General features: G+C 66.4%; 17 protein-coding genes. 8 read left to right on the top strand and 9 right to left on the bottom strand.

The genetic code is table 11. The annotated features are described in order from the left end of the window. Positions 1-24 precede the first annotated feature (24 nt). Both ACEL92_RS10225 and ACEL92_RS10220 read right to left on the bottom strand, forming a co-directional pair. Positions 25-1,398, bottom strand: coding sequence for a metallopeptidase TldD-related protein (locus tag ACEL92_RS10225; protein ID WP_374025452.1), 1,374 nt, complete (start codon positions 1,396-1,398; stop codon positions 25-27). Next, complete coding sequence (locus tag ACEL92_RS10220) at positions 1,395-2,912, bottom strand: TldD/PmbA family protein (RefSeq protein WP_374025451.1); 1,518 nt, start codon at positions 2,910-2,912, stop codon at positions 1,395-1,397. Before ACEL92_RS10220 ends, ACEL92_RS10225 begins: the two co-directional genes overlap by 4 nt. A gap of 59 nt (positions 2,913-2,971) precedes the next feature. Between ACEL92_RS10220 and ACEL92_RS10215 the strand changes: the two genes are divergently transcribed. From ACEL92_RS10215 to ACEL92_RS10205, 3 genes are all read left to right on the top strand, one after another. Further along, positions 2,972-3,856, top strand: coding sequence for a carbohydrate ABC transporter permease (locus ACEL92_RS10215; RefSeq protein WP_374025450.1), 885 nt, complete (start codon positions 2,972-2,974; stop codon positions 3,854-3,856). Then, entirely contained in the window at positions 3,843-4,658 is an 816-nt protein-coding gene (locus ACEL92_RS10210; protein ID WP_374025449.1) for a carbohydrate ABC transporter permease, read from the top strand. The genes ACEL92_RS10215 and ACEL92_RS10210 overlap by 14 nt, the downstream gene beginning before the upstream one ends. Positions 4,659-4,737: 79 nt before the next feature. Continuing rightward, positions 4,738-6,075, top strand: coding sequence for a sugar ABC transporter substrate-binding protein (locus ACEL92_RS10205; RefSeq protein WP_374025448.1), 1,338 nt, complete (start codon positions 4,738-4,740; stop codon positions 6,073-6,075). Here ACEL92_RS10205 and ACEL92_RS10200 read toward each other — a convergent pair. From ACEL92_RS10200 to ddaH, 5 genes are read right to left on the bottom strand one after another with little or no spacing between them, the layout of a single operon-like run. Continuing rightward, positions 6,072-7,157: an IS630 family transposase gene (locus tag ACEL92_RS10200; RefSeq protein WP_374025447.1), complete on the bottom strand. Its 1,086-nt coding sequence runs from the start codon at positions 7,155-7,157 to the stop codon at positions 6,072-6,074. The two genes, ACEL92_RS10205 and ACEL92_RS10200, sit on opposite strands and share 4 nt — an antisense overlap. Positions 7,158-7,200: 43 nt before the next feature. Beyond that, positions 7,201-8,079 (bottom strand): universal stress protein, encoded by an 879-nt coding sequence (locus ACEL92_RS10195; protein ID WP_374025446.1) that lies wholly within the window; start codon positions 8,077-8,079, stop codon positions 7,201-7,203. After that, a complete protein-coding gene (locus tag ACEL92_RS10190) occupies positions 8,076-9,521 on the bottom strand; it encodes an amino acid permease (protein ID WP_374025445.1) in 1,446 nt (481 codons plus the stop codon). The genes ACEL92_RS10195 and ACEL92_RS10190 overlap by 4 nt, the downstream gene beginning before the upstream one ends. A gap of 26 nt (positions 9,522-9,547) precedes the next feature. Continuing rightward, positions 9,548-10,783 carry an ornithine--oxo-acid transaminase gene (gene rocD / locus ACEL92_RS10185; protein WP_374025444.1) on the bottom strand — a complete coding sequence of 412 codons (1,236 nt, stop codon included), beginning with the start codon at positions 10,781-10,783 and terminating at the stop codon, positions 9,548-9,550. Next, positions 10,780-11,637, bottom strand: coding sequence for a dimethylargininase (gene ddaH, locus ACEL92_RS10180; RefSeq protein ID WP_374025443.1), 858 nt, complete (start codon positions 11,635-11,637; stop codon positions 10,780-10,782). The genes rocD and ddaH overlap by 4 nt, the downstream gene beginning before the upstream one ends. A gap of 123 nt (positions 11,638-11,760) precedes the next feature. Here ddaH and ACEL92_RS10175 point away from each other — a divergent pair, with 123 nt between their 5' ends. Beyond that, entirely contained in the window at positions 11,761-12,207 is a 447-nt protein-coding gene (locus ACEL92_RS10175) for an Lrp/AsnC family transcriptional regulator (protein WP_374025442.1), read from the top strand. 198 nt (positions 12,208-12,405) lie between these two features. Continuing rightward, the gene (locus tag ACEL92_RS10170; protein ID WP_374025441.1) at positions 12,406-13,098 is read left to right on the top strand and encodes a response regulator; all 693 of its coding nucleotides are present in this window, start codon (positions 12,406-12,408) and stop codon (positions 13,096-13,098) included. A 37-nt stretch (positions 13,099-13,135) separates the two neighbouring features. On the opposite strand, the gene ACEL92_RS10165 is transcribed toward ACEL92_RS10170, so the two are convergent. Then, positions 13,136-13,771, bottom strand: a complete 636-nt coding sequence (locus ACEL92_RS10165; protein ID WP_374025440.1) for a sigma-70 family RNA polymerase sigma factor — start codon at positions 13,769-13,771, stop codon at positions 13,136-13,138. A 212-nt stretch (positions 13,772-13,983) separates the two neighbouring features. Between ACEL92_RS10165 and ACEL92_RS10160 the strand changes: the two genes are divergently transcribed. The 3 genes from ACEL92_RS10160 to ACEL92_RS10150 all read left to right on the top strand — a co-directional run bounded on the left by ACEL92_RS10160 (position 13,984) and on the right by ACEL92_RS10150 (position 16,017). Next, positions 13,984-14,337, top strand: coding sequence for a response regulator (locus tag ACEL92_RS10160; RefSeq protein WP_374025439.1), 354 nt, complete (start codon positions 13,984-13,986; stop codon positions 14,335-14,337). 241 nt (positions 14,338-14,578) lie between these two features. After that, positions 14,579-14,878 (top strand): PE family protein, encoded by a 300-nt coding sequence (locus tag ACEL92_RS10155; RefSeq protein WP_374025438.1) that lies wholly within the window; start codon positions 14,579-14,581, stop codon positions 14,876-14,878. A gap of 14 nt (positions 14,879-14,892) precedes the next feature. After that, on the top strand, positions 14,893-16,017 hold the full coding sequence (locus tag ACEL92_RS10150; RefSeq protein ID WP_374025437.1) for a PPE family protein: 1,125 nt from the start codon (positions 14,893-14,895) through the stop codon (positions 16,015-16,017). A 100-nt stretch (positions 16,018-16,117) separates the two neighbouring features. On the opposite strand, the gene ACEL92_RS10145 is transcribed toward ACEL92_RS10150, so the two are convergent. Then, a complete protein-coding gene (locus tag ACEL92_RS10145) occupies positions 16,118-16,708 on the bottom strand; it encodes a hypothetical protein (RefSeq protein WP_374025436.1) in 591 nt (196 codons plus the stop codon). Positions 16,709-16,713: the final 5 nt, after the last annotated feature.

Genomic DNA, 16,713 nt, shown 5'->3' with positions numbered 1-16,713 from the left:
CGCCGCCGGCCCAGCGGCAATCGCCTATTGGGCCTGGCTCACCGACGACATATGGAAGTCCGGTATCCGCAGCGAGGGCATGGCCGTGCGGGTAGCCCAGTCCGCCCATTCCCGGGGCAGGGTCTTCTCACTGATCCCGGCCTCGGTGGCCCGCCGCAGCAGATCCAGCGGACTCTCGTTGAAGCGGAAGTTGTTGACCGCGCCGGTTACCTCGCCGTCCTCGATCAGATAGACACCGTCGCGGGTGAGCCCGGTGAGCAACAGCGTGGTGGGGTCGACCTCGCGGATGTACCACAGCGTGGTCAGCAGCAGGCCGCGTTCGGTGGCGGCGATCATGTCGGCCAGCTCGGCTGACCCGCCCGTCATCACCAGGTTGTCGGCGGCCACCGCGACGTCGGCGTCGAATTTGGCGGCCGTCGCGCGCGGGTAGGCCAGCGTGTTGATCACCCCGTTGCGGATCCAGTCCACCTGGCCGATCTCCATGCCGTTGTCGAACACCGACATCGTTTCCGACGAGCTGCTCACCGCGACGAACGGTGTGCACGCCAGACCCGGCGCCATCGGGTCGGAGAACAGCGTCAGCGGCAATTCGGTGAGCCGCTCCCCCACCCGCGTTCCCCCGCCCGGCGCCGAAAACGCGGTGCGGCCCTCGCGCGCACCACGGCCGGCCATCGACCACGCGAGGTAAAGCATCATGTCGGCCACGGTGGACGGCGGCATGATCGTCTCGTAACGACCCGCGGGCAGCGCCACGCTGCGCTCGGCCCAGCCGAGGCGCATCGACAGCTCGCCGAGCAACGAATCCATCGGCACATCAACAAAGTCGGGCGTGCCGATACCCGCCCACGCGCTCGCGTCGCCGCGTTTGCCGTTGATCTCCACCGCCCCGGCGGGTTGGGTATAGCGTCGGCGCACTCCCGTCGACGATGCGAGGAACGTCGTCGAAACGCTGTGGTGCGCAAAGCCATACAGCCGGTCCGTGCCTTCGAAGCCGCGGCTCAACGAGTCGGCGACTCCGGCGAACACCAGGGGCCCCGTGCCGGGCACCGGCGCATCCCAATCGGCCGGCACCCCGGTATCGGCCAGCAGCGGCGCGGCATCGCCTGCCTCGGGCGCCGAGCGGGCCGCTTCCTGGGACGCCGCCACCAGCTCGGGGATCACCCGCGGATCAACCTCGGCGGACACCATCGTGCCGATGCGGGCGCCCGATCCTTGCCGGACAATCGAGATCACCGTAATGCTGCGATTGACCGCGACCCCGTTGGTGGTCATCGAGTTACCCGCCCACCGCAACGTCGCCTCGACCTTGTCGGTAACGAGCACCATGGTCTCGCTCGCTCCGCCGAGCTTGGCGGCCTCCTCGAGAACGAGATTGACGACATGCTGCGCGCGAATCATCGACCACCCTCGGTCCGGGTGTTGAGCACGTTCACACCGCGGAACAACGCCGACGGACAGCCGTGGCTGACCGGGGCGACCTGACCCGGCTGGGCCTTCCCGCAGTTGAATGCGCCGCCCAGCCGCCAGGTCGACGGGCCGCCGACGGCTTCCATGGAGTTCCAGAAATCGGTGGTGGTGGCCTGATAGGCGACGTCTCGGAGCTGACCGTCCAGCCGGCCGTCACGGATGCGGAAGAACCGCTGACCGGTGAACTGAAAGTTGTAGCGCTGCATGTCGATTGACCACGATTTGTCGCCGATGATGTAGATGCCGTCCTCGACACGGCTGATCAGGTCGGCGGTGCTGACGTCCTCGGGGGCCGGCTGCAGCGACACGTTGGCCATCCGTTGGATCGGCACGTGATGCGGCGAGTCGGCATACGAGCATCCGTTGGACCGCGGTTGTCCGAGCCGGGGAGCGAACACCCGGTCGAGCTGGTAGCCGACAAAGATGCCCTCGCGCACCAGATCCCAGCTTTGCGCCGCGACGCCTTCGTCGTCGTAGCCGATGGTGGCCAGGCCGTGGTCGACGGTGCGGTCGGCGGTCACGTTCATCACCGGTGAGCCGTACCGCATGGTGCCCAGTTTGTCGGGCGTGGCGAACGATGTCCCGGCGTAGGCCGCCTCGTAGCCGATGGCCCGGTCGTATTCGGTTGCGTGCCCGATGGACTCGTGAATCGTCAGCCACAAGTTGGTGGGGTCGATCACCAGGTCCGTGCGCCCCGCGGTCACGCTGGGCGCCTTGACTTTTTCGGCGAGCAGCGACGGCAATTGCGCCAGCTCGTCGGTCCAGTTCCACACCTCGTCGCCGGCCAGCACTTCCCAGCCGCGCCCGGTCGGCGGGGCCAGCGTGCGCATCGAGTCGAAGCTGCCCGCCGCCGCGTCGACGGTCACCGCCTCCAGCGACGGCTGCACCCGCACCCGCTGCTGGGTGATCGACGACCCGAAGGTGTCGGCGTAGAAAGACTGTTCCTTGACGGCCGTGAGGATGGCCGACACGTGGTCGACACCATCGGCGCTCAGGAGGCGACCCGAGTAGTCCTCCAGCACGTCGATCTTGTCGGACACCGGGATGGTGAAGGGGTCGGTTTGGTAGTTCGAGACCCAGGTGGCGTCGGCGTATACCGGCTCGGGCGCCAGCTCGACGCGCTCGCGGTTCAGCGTCGCCAGGGTGGTGGCCACCTGCACGGCGTGTCGCGCGGTCTCGGCCGCGACCGACGGCGCCAGCTCCGCGTGCGAGGCGAATCCCCACGTGCCGTCGACGATCACCCGCACGGCCAGCCCGACCTCGCGGTTGACGACCGCGGTCTCCAGCTCGCCGTCGCGCAGTTGGATGATCTCGGTCACGATGCGGTGAACCCGCAGGTCGGCGTAGCTGGCGCCGGCCGCGGTGGCCGACGACAGCGCGGCTTCGGCCAGCTCGTGGCGCGGCAGGTTGAGGAAGTCGGCATCGATCCCCCGGTTCGGTGTCACGCTTCCACCGTAACGGCCGTTCACCCCAAACCCGGGCGCCGCCCGCTTTAATTACCTCCATGGCCAGCGGCGTCGGAAGGACACAGCCCCGCTCCACGGCGCTGGGCTATGCCCTGCTGGCGCCCAGCCTGTTCGGTGTCCTCGCGTTCTTGCTGCTGCCCATCCTCGTGGTGGTCTGGCTGAGCCTGTACCGGTGGGACCTGCTCGGGCCGCTGCACTATGTGGGCCTGGCCAACTGGCGGTCGGTGCTGACCGACCGCAACTTCGCCAACTCGCTGCTCGTCACCGCCGTGTTCGTGGCGATCGTGGTCCCGGCGCAGACGGTGCTGGGCCTGCTGGCCGCGTCGATGTTGGCCCGCCAGCTTCCCGGCACCGGCCTGTTCCGCACCGTCTACGTGCTGCCGTGGATCTGCGCTCCGCTGGCGATCGCGGTGCTGTGGCGCTGGATTCTGGCTCCCACCGACGGCGCCGTGAGCACCCTGCTGGGCCACAGCATCGAGTGGCTGTCGGATCCCAGCTTCGCGCTGCCGCTCGTCTCGGCCGTCGTCGTATGGACGAACGTCGGATACGTCTCACTATCGTTTTTGGCGGGCCTACTGGCGATCCCCGACGACATTCACGCCGCCGCGCGCACCGACGGCGCCACCGCGTGGCAACGGTTCTGGCGCATCACCCTGCCCATGCTGCGGCCGACCACGTTCTTCGTCCTGGTGACGGGAATCGTCAGCACCGCACAGGTTTTCGACATGGTCTACGCGCTGACCGGCGGCGGGCCCGGCAACAGCACGGATCTGGTGGCCCACCGCATCTACGCCGAGGCTTTCGGTTCCGCGGCCATCGGGCGCGCGTCGGTGATGGCGGTGGTGTTGTTCGTCATCCTGATCGGCGTCACCATGGTGCAGCAACTGTATTTCCGGCGGCGAATCAGCTATGACCTCACTTAGTCGGCTCGCCATCTACGCCGGGCTGATCATCGGTGCGCTGATCACGTTGGCGCCGTTCGCCCTTGGCCTGCTCACCTCGTTCACCTCGGCGCACCAGTTTGCGACGGGCACGCCCCTGCAGCTCCCGCGGCCGTTCACCCTCGCTAACTACGCCGACCTGGGGGGAGCCGGATTCGGCCGGGCGGCGGCCGTGACCGCGCTGATGACCGCCGTGATCCTGCTGGGCCAGCTGACCTTCTCGGTGCTGGCCGGATACGCGTTCGCGCGGTTAAACTTTCCCGGGCGCGACGCGCTGTTCTGGGTGTACACCGCGACGTTGATGGTGCCGGGGACGGTCACCGTGGTGCCGCTGTATCTCATGATGGCCCAGCTCGGCCTGCGAAACACGTTCTGGGCGTTGGTGCTGCCCTTCATGTTTGGCTCACCGTACGCGATCTTCCTGCTGCGCGAGCACTTTCGAATCATCCCGAACGACTTGGTCAACGCCGCCCACCTGGACGGTGCCAACACACTGGACGTGATCGTGCACGTGGTCATCCCGTCCAGCCGGCCGGTGCTGGCGGCCTTGACGCTGATCACCGTGGTCTCGCAGTGGAATAACTTCATGTGGCCGTTGGTGATCACCAGTGGGCACAAGTGGCGGGTGCTCACGGTGGCGACGGCCGACTTGCAGTCGCGGTTCAACGCCCAGTGGACGTTGGTGATGGCGGCGACGACGGTCGCCATCGTCCCGTTGATCGCGCTGTTCGTGGTCTTCCAGCGCCACATCGTCGCTTCGATCGTCGTCTCGGGGCTCAAATGAGCTATTCGCGCGCCGAGATTGCCGTCACGGCTGTGATCCCAAGTGATCAACGACCATCACGGCGATTCCGGTGCGGTCCATGAGCCGGCCTCGCATTTCGACGCTGATGGCCGCGGCGCTAGTCCTGGTGGCGGTGCTCTTGGGCGCGACCGCGGTGTTGCTCGACTATTCCGGCCAGCCGCCCGGCGGCAAGATCGTCGTGACGGTGCGGGTCTGGGCCGACCAGATCGCCGCCGCCTACCGGCAGTCCTTCGAGGCGTTCAACCGCGCGCACCCCGGTATCGCCGTGCACACCAGCGTGGTGTCCTATTCGACGTACTTCGACACGCTGCGCACCGATGTCGCCGGCGGCAGCGCCGACGACATCTTCTGGCTGTCCAACGCCTATTTGGCCCCCTATGCCGACAGTGGCCGGCTGATGAACATCGGTCCCACCCTTGAACCGGGCTCCGCCGCGGACTGGGACGCGGCGGTCGTCGACCAGTTCACGCGCGGGGGCGTGCTGTGGGGTGTGCCGCAGCTGACCGACGCCGGGATCGCGCTGTATTACAACGCTGACCTGCTCGCCGCGGCCGGCGTCGACCCCGCACAGCTGAACGATTTGCGCTGGAGCGCCGACAGCGGCGACACGCTGCGCCCCATACTGGCCCGGCTCACCGTCGACGCCGACGGACATGCCGGGAACGCAGCCGGATTCGATGCCGGACGGGTTCGGCAGTGGGGCTACAACGCCGCCAACGACCCGCAGGGCATCTACCTGAACTACATCGGTTCGGCGGGCGGGGTTTTCCAGCGCGGCGACCAGTTCGCTTTCGACAATCCCGGTGCGGTGCAGGCCTTCCGCTACCTGGTCGGTCTGATCAACGACGACCACGTCGCACCGCCCGCCTCGGACACCAACGACAACGGGGACTTCTCCCGCAACCAGTTCCTGGCCGGCAGGATGGCGCTCTTCCAATCCGGCACTTACAACCTGGCGCCGGTAGCCCGCGACGCCCGGTTCCGCTGGGGCGTGACGATGATGCCGGCCGGCCCAGTGGGCCGGGTGAGCGTCACCAATGGCATTGCGGCGGTGGGCAATGCGGCCGCGAAGCATCCCGACGCGGTCCGTCAGGTCCTGGCCTGGATGGGCAGCAGGGCGGGCAACGAGTTCCTCGGTCGCGAAGGCGCGGCCATCCCGGCGGTCCTGTCGGCCCAACGCGTTTACTTCGACTACTGGTCCGCCCGCGGCGTCGACGTGACGCCGTTCTTCGCCGTGCTCAACGGGCCGCGCATCGCGGCCCCGGGCGGCGCCGGCTTCGCGGCCGGCAACGACGCCCTGCGGCCATACTTCGATGAAATGTTCCTGGGCCGTGGCGATGTCGCGGCCACCCTGGCCAGGGCACAAGCGGCCGCGAACGCCGCGGCCGCGCGCTAGTGTCCTGAGTCATTAATTCGTCGGCAGTAGTTGGCGACGGATTCGAGGATTTGGTCGGCGGTTTTGGTCCAGACGTAGGGGCGGGGGTTGTCGTTCCAGGTTTGGATCCAGGCACGGATGTCGGTGTTGAGTTGGCGCACCGAGGTGTGGGTGCCGCGGCGCAGTTTCTTGGTGGTCAGTTCGGCGAACCACCGTTCGACCAGGTTCAGCCACGATGAGCTGGTCGGGGTGAAGTGCAGGACGAATCGCGGATGTGCTGTGAGCCAACGCTTCACCGCTGGGGTCTTGTGCGTGGAGGCGTTATCCAAGACCAGGTGCACGTCGAGATCGGTGGGTACTTCGGCGTCGATCTTGCGGAGAAACGCCAAGAACTCGGTGGCCCGGTGCCGCGAATGAAGGGCTCCGATGACGTTTCCGGTGGTGAGGTCGAGTGCGGCATACAGGCTGGAGGTGCCGTGACGAACGTAGTCGTGGCTGGCGCGCGCGGGGGTGCCCGGCAGCATCGGGAACACTGGCTGGGTCCGGTTCAAGGCTTGGATCTGAGTCTTTTCATCCACGCACAGCACCAGGGCCCGCTCGGGTGGATTTAGATACAGCCCGACGACGTCGCGGACCTTGGCCACGAACAACGGGTCCTTGGACAGTTTCCACGAATCCTGTTTGTGCGGAGCCAATCCGAACGCTCGCCATACCCGCGAGACCATCGACTGGCTCAGCCCGAGATGCTCGGCCATCGATCGGGTCGACCAGTGCGTGGCATCCGCTGGGGTGGTCTCCAACGTCGCAGTGATCAACGCTTCGATCTGCTCATCGCCCACCAGCCGTGGCCGGCCAGGACGCGGCTCATCGAGCAACCCGTCAAGCCGGTCGGTCACAAACCGCGTCCGCCACTTACGAGCACTGGAAATGTTGATATCGAGCTTGTCAGCGATCGCGGTATTGCTCAGCCCATCGGCAGCGGCCAGCACGATCCGCGACCGCATTGCCAACGCATTGGCACTGTTGGATCGCCTCGACCACGACAACAACTCAGACCGCTCGTCTTCGGTCAGATCCACCACGGGTGCGACAGGATTCGGCACCCACCAAGCTTAAACGCTAATGATGAATTAACGACTCACGACACTAGCCGGGCAGCACCAGCACCGGCACGGGGCTCTCGCGGATGATCTTGGTGCTGCGGGACCCGAGGAAGACCCGCCGGATGTCACCGCGGGGCCGGGTGCCCAGTGCCAGGATCTCGCCCTCCTGCCAATCCGCCTTCGCCAGCGCCTCTTTCCAGCTGCGACCGGTAACGACCTGCAGCGCAACGTCTTCGCTCACGATGTGGCCGGTTTTGAGCTCCTCGAGGATGTCTCGCACTTGGGAGGCCCAGGCCTGCAGCACCTGATCCTCGACCTCGAGCCCGACCTCCGGGGGATACATCGTCTTGCCGCGGACCGCGAAGGTGATCACCCGCACCGGCACCCCGAATCGCCGGCCGAAGTCATAGCAGCGCTTCACCACGTCGACCGAGTCCGGGGTGGCCGAGTAGGCACACGTGAGCCGGGACAACTTGCCTTGGTGTGAGCGGTAATTCCGCGGGCTGATGGCAATCGGCACGGGCGACGCGTGCAGCAGCCAGTCGGCGGTCGAGCCGATCAGCACTTGTCCGCGCCCCCCGCTGGGCAACGAGCCCAACACGAGCACATCGGCGTTCACCTCATGAATGATTTCGAGGAGACCGCCGGACACCGATCCGTGCGCGCGGTGCAGGTAGGTGACCTCGATCCCGTCGGCCACCGTGTCCAGGAAACGGGCGGCCTCCTTCGCCGACTCCGCGGCCATGGTGTCGGCCCACAATTCGTACTCGGCGTCGATGCGACCGCGCGACGGTGTCAGCCACGGCTTGGGCACGATGGTCGCCACGGAGAGCGAGGTGCCGTGGGTCCGCGCGATACGCACGCCCAAGTGCAATCCGGAGAGCCCGACCTTGCCGGCCCGGTACCCCACGACGACGGTCACAGCGCGTCCCGCTCGAGCGTTGCGGCGTTGAGCGCGCTGTGATGTCGGCCCCACACGAAGTAGAAGACTAACGCGAGCGCGATCCAGCCACTGAAGGCAATCCAGGTGTACCAATGCAAGCTGGCCAGGATGTACCCACACGCCAACACCGAAAGGACGGGCGTGACGGGATAACCGGGCACCTTGAATCCCCGCGGCAGGTCGGGCTCGCGCACGCGCAAGATGATCACTCCCGCGGACACGACGACGAACGCGGTCAGCGTCCCGATGGACACCATGTCCGCGAGCTTGTCCAACGGGATGAAGGCGGCCAGCGCTGAGGCCGCGATGCCGACGATCACCGTGTTGCCCACCGGCGTCATGGTCCGCGTGTTCACCCGCGCGAATCGGTTGGGCAGCAGCCCGTCGCGGCCCATCGCGAACAGGATCCGCGTCTGCCCGTACATGGTGACCAGCGTGACGGAGAAGATCGAAATGACCGCGCCCGCGGCCAGGATAGTGCTCGCCCAGCTGCCGCCCGTGACGTTGTCGAGGATGGTCGCCAGCCCGGCCTCCTGCTGCCCGGCAAAGTCCCGCCAGGGCTGGGTGCCCAGCGCGGCCACCGCGACCAACACGTAAACGCTCGTCACGGTCACCAGCGCCGCAATCAGCGCGCGCGGCATGGTTTTTTGCGGATCCTTCACCTCGTCGCCCGCGGTGGACACGGCATCGAGCCCGATATAGGAGAAGAAGATGGTCCCGGCGGCCGAGCCGATTCCCGCAACGCCGAAGGGCGCGAAGTCGCGGAGATGGTCCGCGTCGAACGCCGTGAACGCCACGATCACGAAGATGATCAGCACGCCCAGCTTGACCAGGACCATGATCGTGTTGACCCTGGCCGATTCGCTGGCGCCGCGGATAAGCAGCAACGCGCACATCGCGATCAAGATGATCGCGGGCACATTCACATAGCCGGGCCGCGCGTCCCACGGCGCGGCCGACAGCGCGTGCGGCAACTGGAAGCCGAAGACGTTGCTGAGCAACTTATTCAGGTAACCGCTCCAGTTGACCGCGACCGCAGCGGTCGACACCCCGTATTCGAGCAGCAGGCAGGCCGCCACCCCCATCGCCACGACCTCGCCCAGGGTGGTGTACGCATACGAGTACGACGACCCGGAAACCGGCACCGCCGAGGCCAATTCGGCGTAGCAGATAGCCGCAAGCCCGGCGGCCAGCCCGGCAATGAGAAAGGACAGGATCACTCCCGGGCCGGCTTCGGGCACGGCCTGAGACATGACGAAGAAGATGCCCGTCCCGACCGTCGAGCCGACCCCGAACATGGTCAGCTGGAAGGTGCCGATGCTCCGCTTGAGGTGGTCCGCGGCCCCGTACGCGACGGGCGTGCCGACAACGGGACGGCGCCGCAGCATCTGCTCTTTCAGGCTGATCGACGTGGGTGGCAATGACCCCTCCTTGCTCGATCAGCTGATTATGGGCCAGCCTCCCGCAACGCAGAAGCGAACTGCTCAATCGCCCAGTCGATCTCCCGCTCGCTGATCACCAGCGGTGGCGCGAACCGCAACGTCGAGCCGTGCGTGTCCTTCACCAACACGCCCCGGTCGGCCAACCGAAGGCTCATCTGCTTGCCCGTCCCGAGCCGCGGGTCGACGTCGACGCCCGCCCACAACCCCAGGCCGCGCACCGCCAGCACGCCGTGACCCAGCAGTGCGCGCAGCCGCGCGTGCAGGTGTGCGCCCAAAAGCGCCGAGCGGGCTTGGAATTCTCCGCGGCCCAGCATGGACACCACCGTGGTGCCGATGGCGGCAGCCAACGGGTTGCCGCCGAAGGTGGAGCCGTGTTCGCCGGGATGCAGCACGCCCAGGATTTCGCGGTCGGCGACCACCGCCGACAGGGGGACCACGCCGCCGCCCAGCGCCTTACCGAGCAGGTAGACGTCGGGCACCACGCCCCAGTGGTCGCAGGCGAAGGTGTGGCCCGTGCGCGCCAGGCCGGACTGGACCTCGTCAGCGATCAGCAACACGTTGCGCTCGGTGCACAGGGCGCGAACCGCCGGCAGGTAGCCGTCGGGAGGAACGACGATGCCTGCCTCGCCCTGAATCGGTTCCAGCAGCACCGCGACGGTGTCGTCGTCGATCGCACGCGCCAGCGCGTCGGCGTCGCCGAAGGGCACCGAGCGGAACCCCGGCGTGAACGGCCCGAACCCGTCCCGCGCCGCCGAATCCGAGGAGAAGCTGACGATGCTGATCGTGCGGCCGTGAAAGTTGTTGTCGGCCACGATGATGTTCGCCCGACCGTCGTGGACGCCCTTGACGTCGGTACCCCACTTGCGGGCGACCTTGAGACCGCTCTCCACGGCCTCAGCACCCGAATTCATGGGCAGAACCATGTCTTTGCCGCACAGCCGGGCCAGACCGGCGCAGAACGGGCCGAGGGTGTCGGAATGGAAAGCGCGGCTCACCAGCGTGACGACATCGAGCTGGGCGTGGGCCGCCGCCGTGATTTCCGGGTTGCGGTGGCCGAAGTTGACCGCCGAGTAGGCGGCCAGACAATCCAGGTAGCGCCGGCCCTCCACGTCGGTGATCCAAGCACCCTCCGCGCTGGCCGCCACCACCGGTAACGGCGAATAGTTGTGCGCCGCATGGCGGTCTACCAGCTCGACGGCGGCCTCGGTTGCGGTCGCAGTGCGGGCGTCGAGGATGGTCATGGGAATACCTCCAATGTGCAGCACTTGACCGAACCGCCACCCTTGAGCAGTTCGGAGAGGTCGACGCCGACGGGCTCGAAGCCCGCGGCGCGCAGTTGCGCGGCGAATCCGGTTGCCTTGGCGGGCAGGACGACGTGCCGCCCGTCGGACACGACGTTGAGGCCGAGCACGAATGCGTCGGCGCTTCCGACGACGATCGCGTCGGGAAACAGCGCCTGCAGTTGGTCCTGCGCGGTGGCGCTGAACGCCGGCGGGTAGAACGCGATCGTGTGATCGTCAAGCACGGCCAGCGCGGTGTCGAGGTGATAGAAGCGCGGATCCACCAATTCGAGTGAAACGACGGGCAGGCGAAGCGCCGCGGAGATTTCCGGGTGTGCGCGCCGGTCGGTGCGAAATCCGTAGCCCGCCAAGACCGTTTGCCCGACCATCAGCAGGTCGCCCTGCCCCTCGTTGACATGGCGGGTGGACACGGGCTGATACCCGATGGATGACATCCAGGCGGCATAGGCGCGCGATTCACCGGCCCGCTCGGCGAATCGAAACTTCGCGACGATCGCCACGTCACCGGCGACGAAACCGCCGTTAGCGGCGTACACCATGTCCGGGAGCCCGGCCGCAGGCTCGATCACATCCACGTGGTGGCCCAGGCGGAGGTAGGTCGCGCGCAACGCCTCCCATTGGGCGTGTGCGAGGCCGACGTCGACGGGTGTTGCGGTGTCCATCCACGGGTTGATCGCGTACTCGACAGCGAAGAACGTCGGCGGCGTCATCGCGTAGCGGCGGGCGGTGGGGGTACGAATGTGGGCGGTAGACGCCGGAGTGGGCGAGGGCGCTGCGACGTACTGTTCCGTCATAAATCAACGGTATTTGGCATATCCTGCACAATCAAACGCTAGCTGTTGCGTGTCTAGGCATGGTTTATTGCGTTAGACTCGGCTTTGTATCGATCTATTGCGCGGGCCGACATCGGGGGTGAGATGGAGCGACTCGACGAGACCGACGCCCGCATCCTGACCGAACTGACCGAGCATGCGCGGGCAACGTTCGCCGATATCGGCGAGAAGGTGAATCTTTCTGCCCCGGCGGTCAAGCGCCGCGTCGACCGGATGCTCGACGCCGGCGTCATCAAAGGCTTCACCACCGTCGTCGACCGCAACGCACTCGGCTGGAACACCGAGGCCTACGTGCAGGTGTTCTGCCACGGCACGATCGCGCCCGACCGGCTGCGCGCCGCCTGGGTGGACATCCCCGAGGTGGCCAGCGCCGCGACGGTGACCGGCACGTCGGACGCGATCCTGCACGTGCTGGCGCGCGACATGCGTCATCTGGAAGCCGCCCTCGAGCGCATCCGGTCGAGCGCGGACATCGAGCGCAGCGAAAGCATCGTGGTGTTGTCGAACCTCATCGACCGGATGCGCACCTAGCGCGAGCGCTCGGCATCAATGACGCGATTTACGAATGCGATATCGCGTTGGCGGTTCGCGCGACGACGCCGCAACGTGCCCATTTTGCCGCACTTCGTCGGGTCCGTCGGGACGTCAATGGATGTGTGTGATGGCTAGAAAACGCCCAGCGCGCGGTGCAAGATGATTCCTCAAGTGGTAATGCGGGAGGTCGAGGCGATGACAACCGAACCAACCACCGCCGAGGCTGGGACGACGCCGGCGCAGTTGCGCGCGGTGGTGGCCGACGACGAGACCCTGCTACGCGAGGGCCTGGCCAGCCTGCTGGACCGATCCGGATTCAGCGTGGTCGGGCAGGTCGGCAACGCCGTCGAGTTACTCGCGTTGGTACGAAAAGCCAATCCCGATGTGGTCGTCGTAGACATCCGGATGCCGCCCACCCATACCACCGAGGGCCTCGAGGCCGCTCGCGCGATCCGGGAGGAGTTACCCGGCACGGGGATCCTGGTGCTGTCCGCCTATGTCGACGTCGAGCATGCGATGGAGCTGTTGGCCAGTGGCAGCGGCATCGGATATCTGCTCAAGAGCCGCGTCACCGACGTCGCCGATTTTGTCGACACCCTGCAACGGATCGCCAAGGGCGCGTCGGTGGTTGACCCGGCGGTTGTTCAAGAACTGGTGTCCGGACAGCGCCGGAACGACCCGTTGGCGGCGCTGTCGCCGCGGGAGCTGGAGGTCCTCGAGCTGATGGCCGAGGGCCGTTCGAACGCCGGAATCGCGCGACGGCTATGGGTCACCGAGGGCACGGTGGAGAAGCATGTGCGCAGTATTCTCACCAAATTGGGCCTATCGGAAACCGATGACGATCACCGTCGCGTGCGGGCAGTGATCACGTTCCTGGACTCCCGCTGAAGCGGGCCTGTCCTGAATGATGCCGGCGCGCAACGACTCACGCGATCTGAGCTTGCCGCCCGGTGTCACCGTGGCCTGTGCTGCAGTCCTCCTCGGCGAGTAACCACCGCAGTCGGTGCCGTCCGCGATGGAGACGCGACACCACTGTTCCAATTGGAGTGCCCATCAACGCCGCGATTTCCCGGCAGCTCAGACCCGCGATGTCCGCGTAATAGACCGCCAACCTGGACTGCTCGGGAAGGGCCCGCATTGCGGCGACGACCTCAGGGTGGCCGAGGCGCCTCAGCACCTGGTCCTCCGCTGACGGCATACCCTTCGATGAATGGGCCGCGCTCGTCATCAGTTGCGCATCCGTGATGCGATCCGTCGACTGCAATGTCGGACGCCGTTGGACCTTTCGATAGTTACTGATGTGGGTGTTGATCAGGATCCGATACAGCCAAGCGCCTATGTCTGTCCCCGACTGAAACGAGTCGAACGCCGCGAAGGCCTTGACCAAGGTGTCCTGGACGAGGTCTTCAGCGTCGGCATGCTGAGTTGTCAGCCGCATGGCCCGGCGGTACAGGTCAGCAACCCGCGGCGTTACCCGTTGTTCGAATTCGGCGGTCGAGAGGGCTCCGGCGGTCGATTGCTCTGGCAGAGTCATCATGCAACCTTTCCTGTCGCGGCTCACGCCTGTCCGGCGCCATGTCCACCTTTGCCGCTGAACCGGGTCCCGTCTGCACCGGTGGCAGCCGTCGCGGGTTCCGGTTATCACCCACCCACGCGTGCCAGGTGACCGGAAGCGCGAGCCGGAGGGGAACGGATTTTCCTGCTAGCTTCCATGCGACGGGTCGGCGACTGACGCACACTGAACTCGTGCATACTGACCGGCGGACGAGCTGCGTGATTGTCGACGACAGTCGGGATTTCCTCGAGGCGGCGGCGCAATTGCTTGATCGCCAGGGAATAAGCGTGGTGGCGGTGGCCACGTCTTTCACAGAGGGGCTGCGGCGCGTTCAGGAGTTGAGGCCCGACGTGGCACTCATCGATATCGATCTCGGCGAGTCGAGCGGTTTCGACATCGTCGAATGCCTGCACCGGGATGAGTCGGGCGCGCAGGTGCCAACGATCTTGATCTCCACGCATGCCGAGGAGGATTTCGCCGAGTTGGTCTCCACCAGTTCGGCTCTGGCCTTCATTCCGAAGGCCGACTTGTCTGGTGATGCCATCCGCGGCGCCCTCGGGCTCGCGGGCTAGCGGCAGCTTCGCGCCCTGCCACTCTCCGCAACGGCTGTTGCGGCGCCTAGGCGAGCCTTCCGTTGAGGTCCCCCGTGCCAACTTGATGGGCCGATCCCGTTCGCCAAAAGTATTCCTGCTAGCCGGAATCCCGGTGGGCCGCTAGCGCCGACGACACCAGCCGGTACCACGACGATGCTAGGTGTTGAGGTCGCCAGTCGGTGATTTCGCAGCCGGACCGAATAACGCACTGGGAGTTTCGATGTCGTTCGTCACCACACAGCCGGAGGATTTGTCGGTGGCCGCAGAACATCTGACCGCAGTCGGTATGGCGGTGACCGCCATGAATGCCGCGGTGTCCGATCCCACGATCGGGCTGATACCCGCTGCGGCCGATGAGGTTTCCGCGCTGGTTGCGGACGCGTTCGCGGCCCACGGGGCGCTCTTCCAGGACCTCGGCGCGCAGGCAGCCGTGATTCACCAGATGTTCGTCGCCACCTTGCAAGCGTCTGCCGGCTCGTACGCCCTCACCGAGGTCGCCAATGCGGCCGCAGCTCGCTGAAAACGGTATCCCGTATGGACTTTCAAGCGCTGCCGCCCGAGATCAACAGCGGCCGCATGTACGCGGGAGCCGGGTCGGGGCCGCTGCTCGAAGCCGCGACCGCATGGGAGACAGCAGCCGCTGAGCTTCATTCCGGGGCGGTCTCATACGCCTCGATCATAGCCGGGCTCACCGAAAAAGGTTGGCGCGGACCGTCATCGCTGTCGATGGCCACCGCCGCGGCGACATACGTGACCTGGATGCGCGCCGCCGCATCGGAGGCCGAACAGGCGGCCACCCAGGCCCGCGCCGCGGCGTCGGCGTTCGAGGCGGCGTTCGCGGCCACCGTCCCCCCGCCGGTGATCGCGGCGAACCGAGCGCAGCTGGCGATGCTTGTCGCCACCAACTTCTTGGGCGTCAACACCCCCGCAATCATGACCACCGAGGCGTACTACGCCGAAATGTGGGCACAGGACGCGGCTGCGATGTACGGCTACGCCGGGTCGTCGGCCGCCGCCATGAGACTTAAGCCGTTCACGCCACCGCAACAAAACACCAATCCGGCCGGTTTGGGGGCACAAACCGCCGCGGTGGCCAACTCCACCGCGAATTCGACCGGTCCCTCGACCGACACGATCATCCAGCAGATTCTCGCCAACATAAACAAGGCCCTGGAACCCGATACCGTGAACTCCGGGATCAGCGCGTTCGCAACGGTCCCATCCACCATCTTGTCGGCGGCCTCCCTATTCACGCATTCAAGTGCGGCAGCAGCGGACTCGACGGCGACAGCATTGACCGAAATGGGCGCCAACCTGAGCAAAGTGGCAGCCACGCTGGGGTCAGCGCTTGGCCCCTATCCGATCGCGGGTGCGGTGTCTGCGGGTGTCGGGCGCGCGGCCACCGTCGGAGCCCTGTCGGTGCCGTCTGCCTGGGGGAGCCCACCCTCCGCAAATGCTCTGCTCCCCAGAGCGTTACCGGTGAACGTCGTCAGCGAGACCGACCTCAGCGGGGTGGCCCCACCGCTCGGTGTCGCGAGCGCACCGGCAAACCTGGCCCCCTGGTCGGCGCCGCGAGGCAAGGCTGTGACGGCGGAAGGGACGACACTGCAGTCCTTGATGCGGCCGAACATGCTTCCGCCTCAGAAATACATCGGGTAGCGACGGTCTCGAGCGCATTCATTTGGATGGTCGCCTGCACCCGGGCCGCCGCACTGACCGGACGACGCTGTCACGCGAACCGATTCGACTGACGGGCGTGTCAGTTCAGCGGGAACTGCCGGTCCACGATGCCGTCCCGCAGCGCACGCCGATACCGCGACCACACCGGAACGTAGAGGCCCAGTTCCTTGCGTACCGCCTGAACCACGTCCCTGCGGTCGATCCGCATTTCCTCGAAAGATTTCAGTGCGGCTCGCTGAGCTTCGGGCATGTTGTCCAGCCACACCTGAAGCCGCTCCGTCATATGTTTGTCGGCTTCGACCTGTCGCACCCACTCGCCGAGTTGCACGGACTGTTGGTAGGCGTAGGCGATCGCGAGGTCGGCGGTGCGGTAGTTGCCGGTCAACGCGAGCTCGCTGATCACCCTGTCGATCGCCTCGGCCTTCTCGGTCAGCACTTCCCTGCGGACCTCCGGCGGAAGCGGCTTGAGAATTTCCAAGTCCCGCCCGATCCGCAGGGCCTCAACGTAAAGCGCTTTCATTTCCTCGTAGTGGAAGCGCTTGTGCTCCGAACGCCGATCGAGTGCACCCGTGCCGAACGCAATGACTCCCGCGAGGACGACGAAGGCGCCGCCGAGCAGCGTCCCTTGCCCGGGTGTCAGGTTGTGCCAGAAAGCGATCCAGTCACTCATTTCCG

Source organism: Mycobacterium hainanense (genome assembly GCF_041890355.1).
GTDB classification, from domain to species: domain Bacteria; phylum Actinomycetota; class Actinomycetes; order Mycobacteriales; family Mycobacteriaceae; genus Mycobacterium; species Mycobacterium hainanense.
This window is presented reverse-complemented; position numbering and strand designations above follow the sequence as displayed.

Bases quoted from the DNA above. Each gene is read 5' to 3' on its own strand.
- ddaH (WP_374025443.1), bottom strand. From the start codon at position 11,637: ATGACGGAACAGTACGTCGCAGCGCCCTCGCCCACTCCGGCGTCTACC.
- ACEL92_RS10175 (WP_374025442.1), top strand. From the start codon at position 11,761: ATGGAGCGACTCGACGAGACCGACGCCCGCATCCTGACCGAACTGACC.
- ACEL92_RS10170 (WP_374025441.1), top strand. From the start codon at position 12,406: ATGACAACCGAACCAACCACCGCCGAGGCTGGGACGACGCCGGCGCAG.
- ACEL92_RS10145 (WP_374025436.1), bottom strand. From the start codon at position 16,708: ATGAGTGACTGGATCGCTTTCTGGCACAACCTGACACCCGGGCAAGGG.
- ACEL92_RS10215 (WP_374025450.1), top strand. From the start codon at position 2,972: ATGGCCAGCGGCGTCGGAAGGACACAGCCCCGCTCCACGGCGCTGGGC.
- rocD (WP_374025444.1), bottom strand. From the start codon at position 10,783: ATGACCATCCTCGACGCCCGCACTGCGACCGCAACCGAGGCCGCCGTC.
- ACEL92_RS10155 (WP_374025438.1), top strand. From the start codon at position 14,579: ATGTCGTTCGTCACCACACAGCCGGAGGATTTGTCGGTGGCCGCAGAA.
- ACEL92_RS10210 (WP_374025449.1), top strand. From the start codon at position 3,843: ATGACCTCACTTAGTCGGCTCGCCATCTACGCCGGGCTGATCATCGGT.
- ACEL92_RS10205 (WP_374025448.1), top strand. From the start codon at position 4,738: ATGAGCCGGCCTCGCATTTCGACGCTGATGGCCGCGGCGCTAGTCCTG.
- ACEL92_RS10225 (WP_374025452.1), bottom strand. From the start codon at position 1,398: ATGATTCGCGCGCAGCATGTCGTCAATCTCGTTCTCGAGGAGGCCGCC.
- ACEL92_RS10150 (WP_374025437.1), top strand. From the start codon at position 14,893: ATGGACTTTCAAGCGCTGCCGCCCGAGATCAACAGCGGCCGCATGTAC.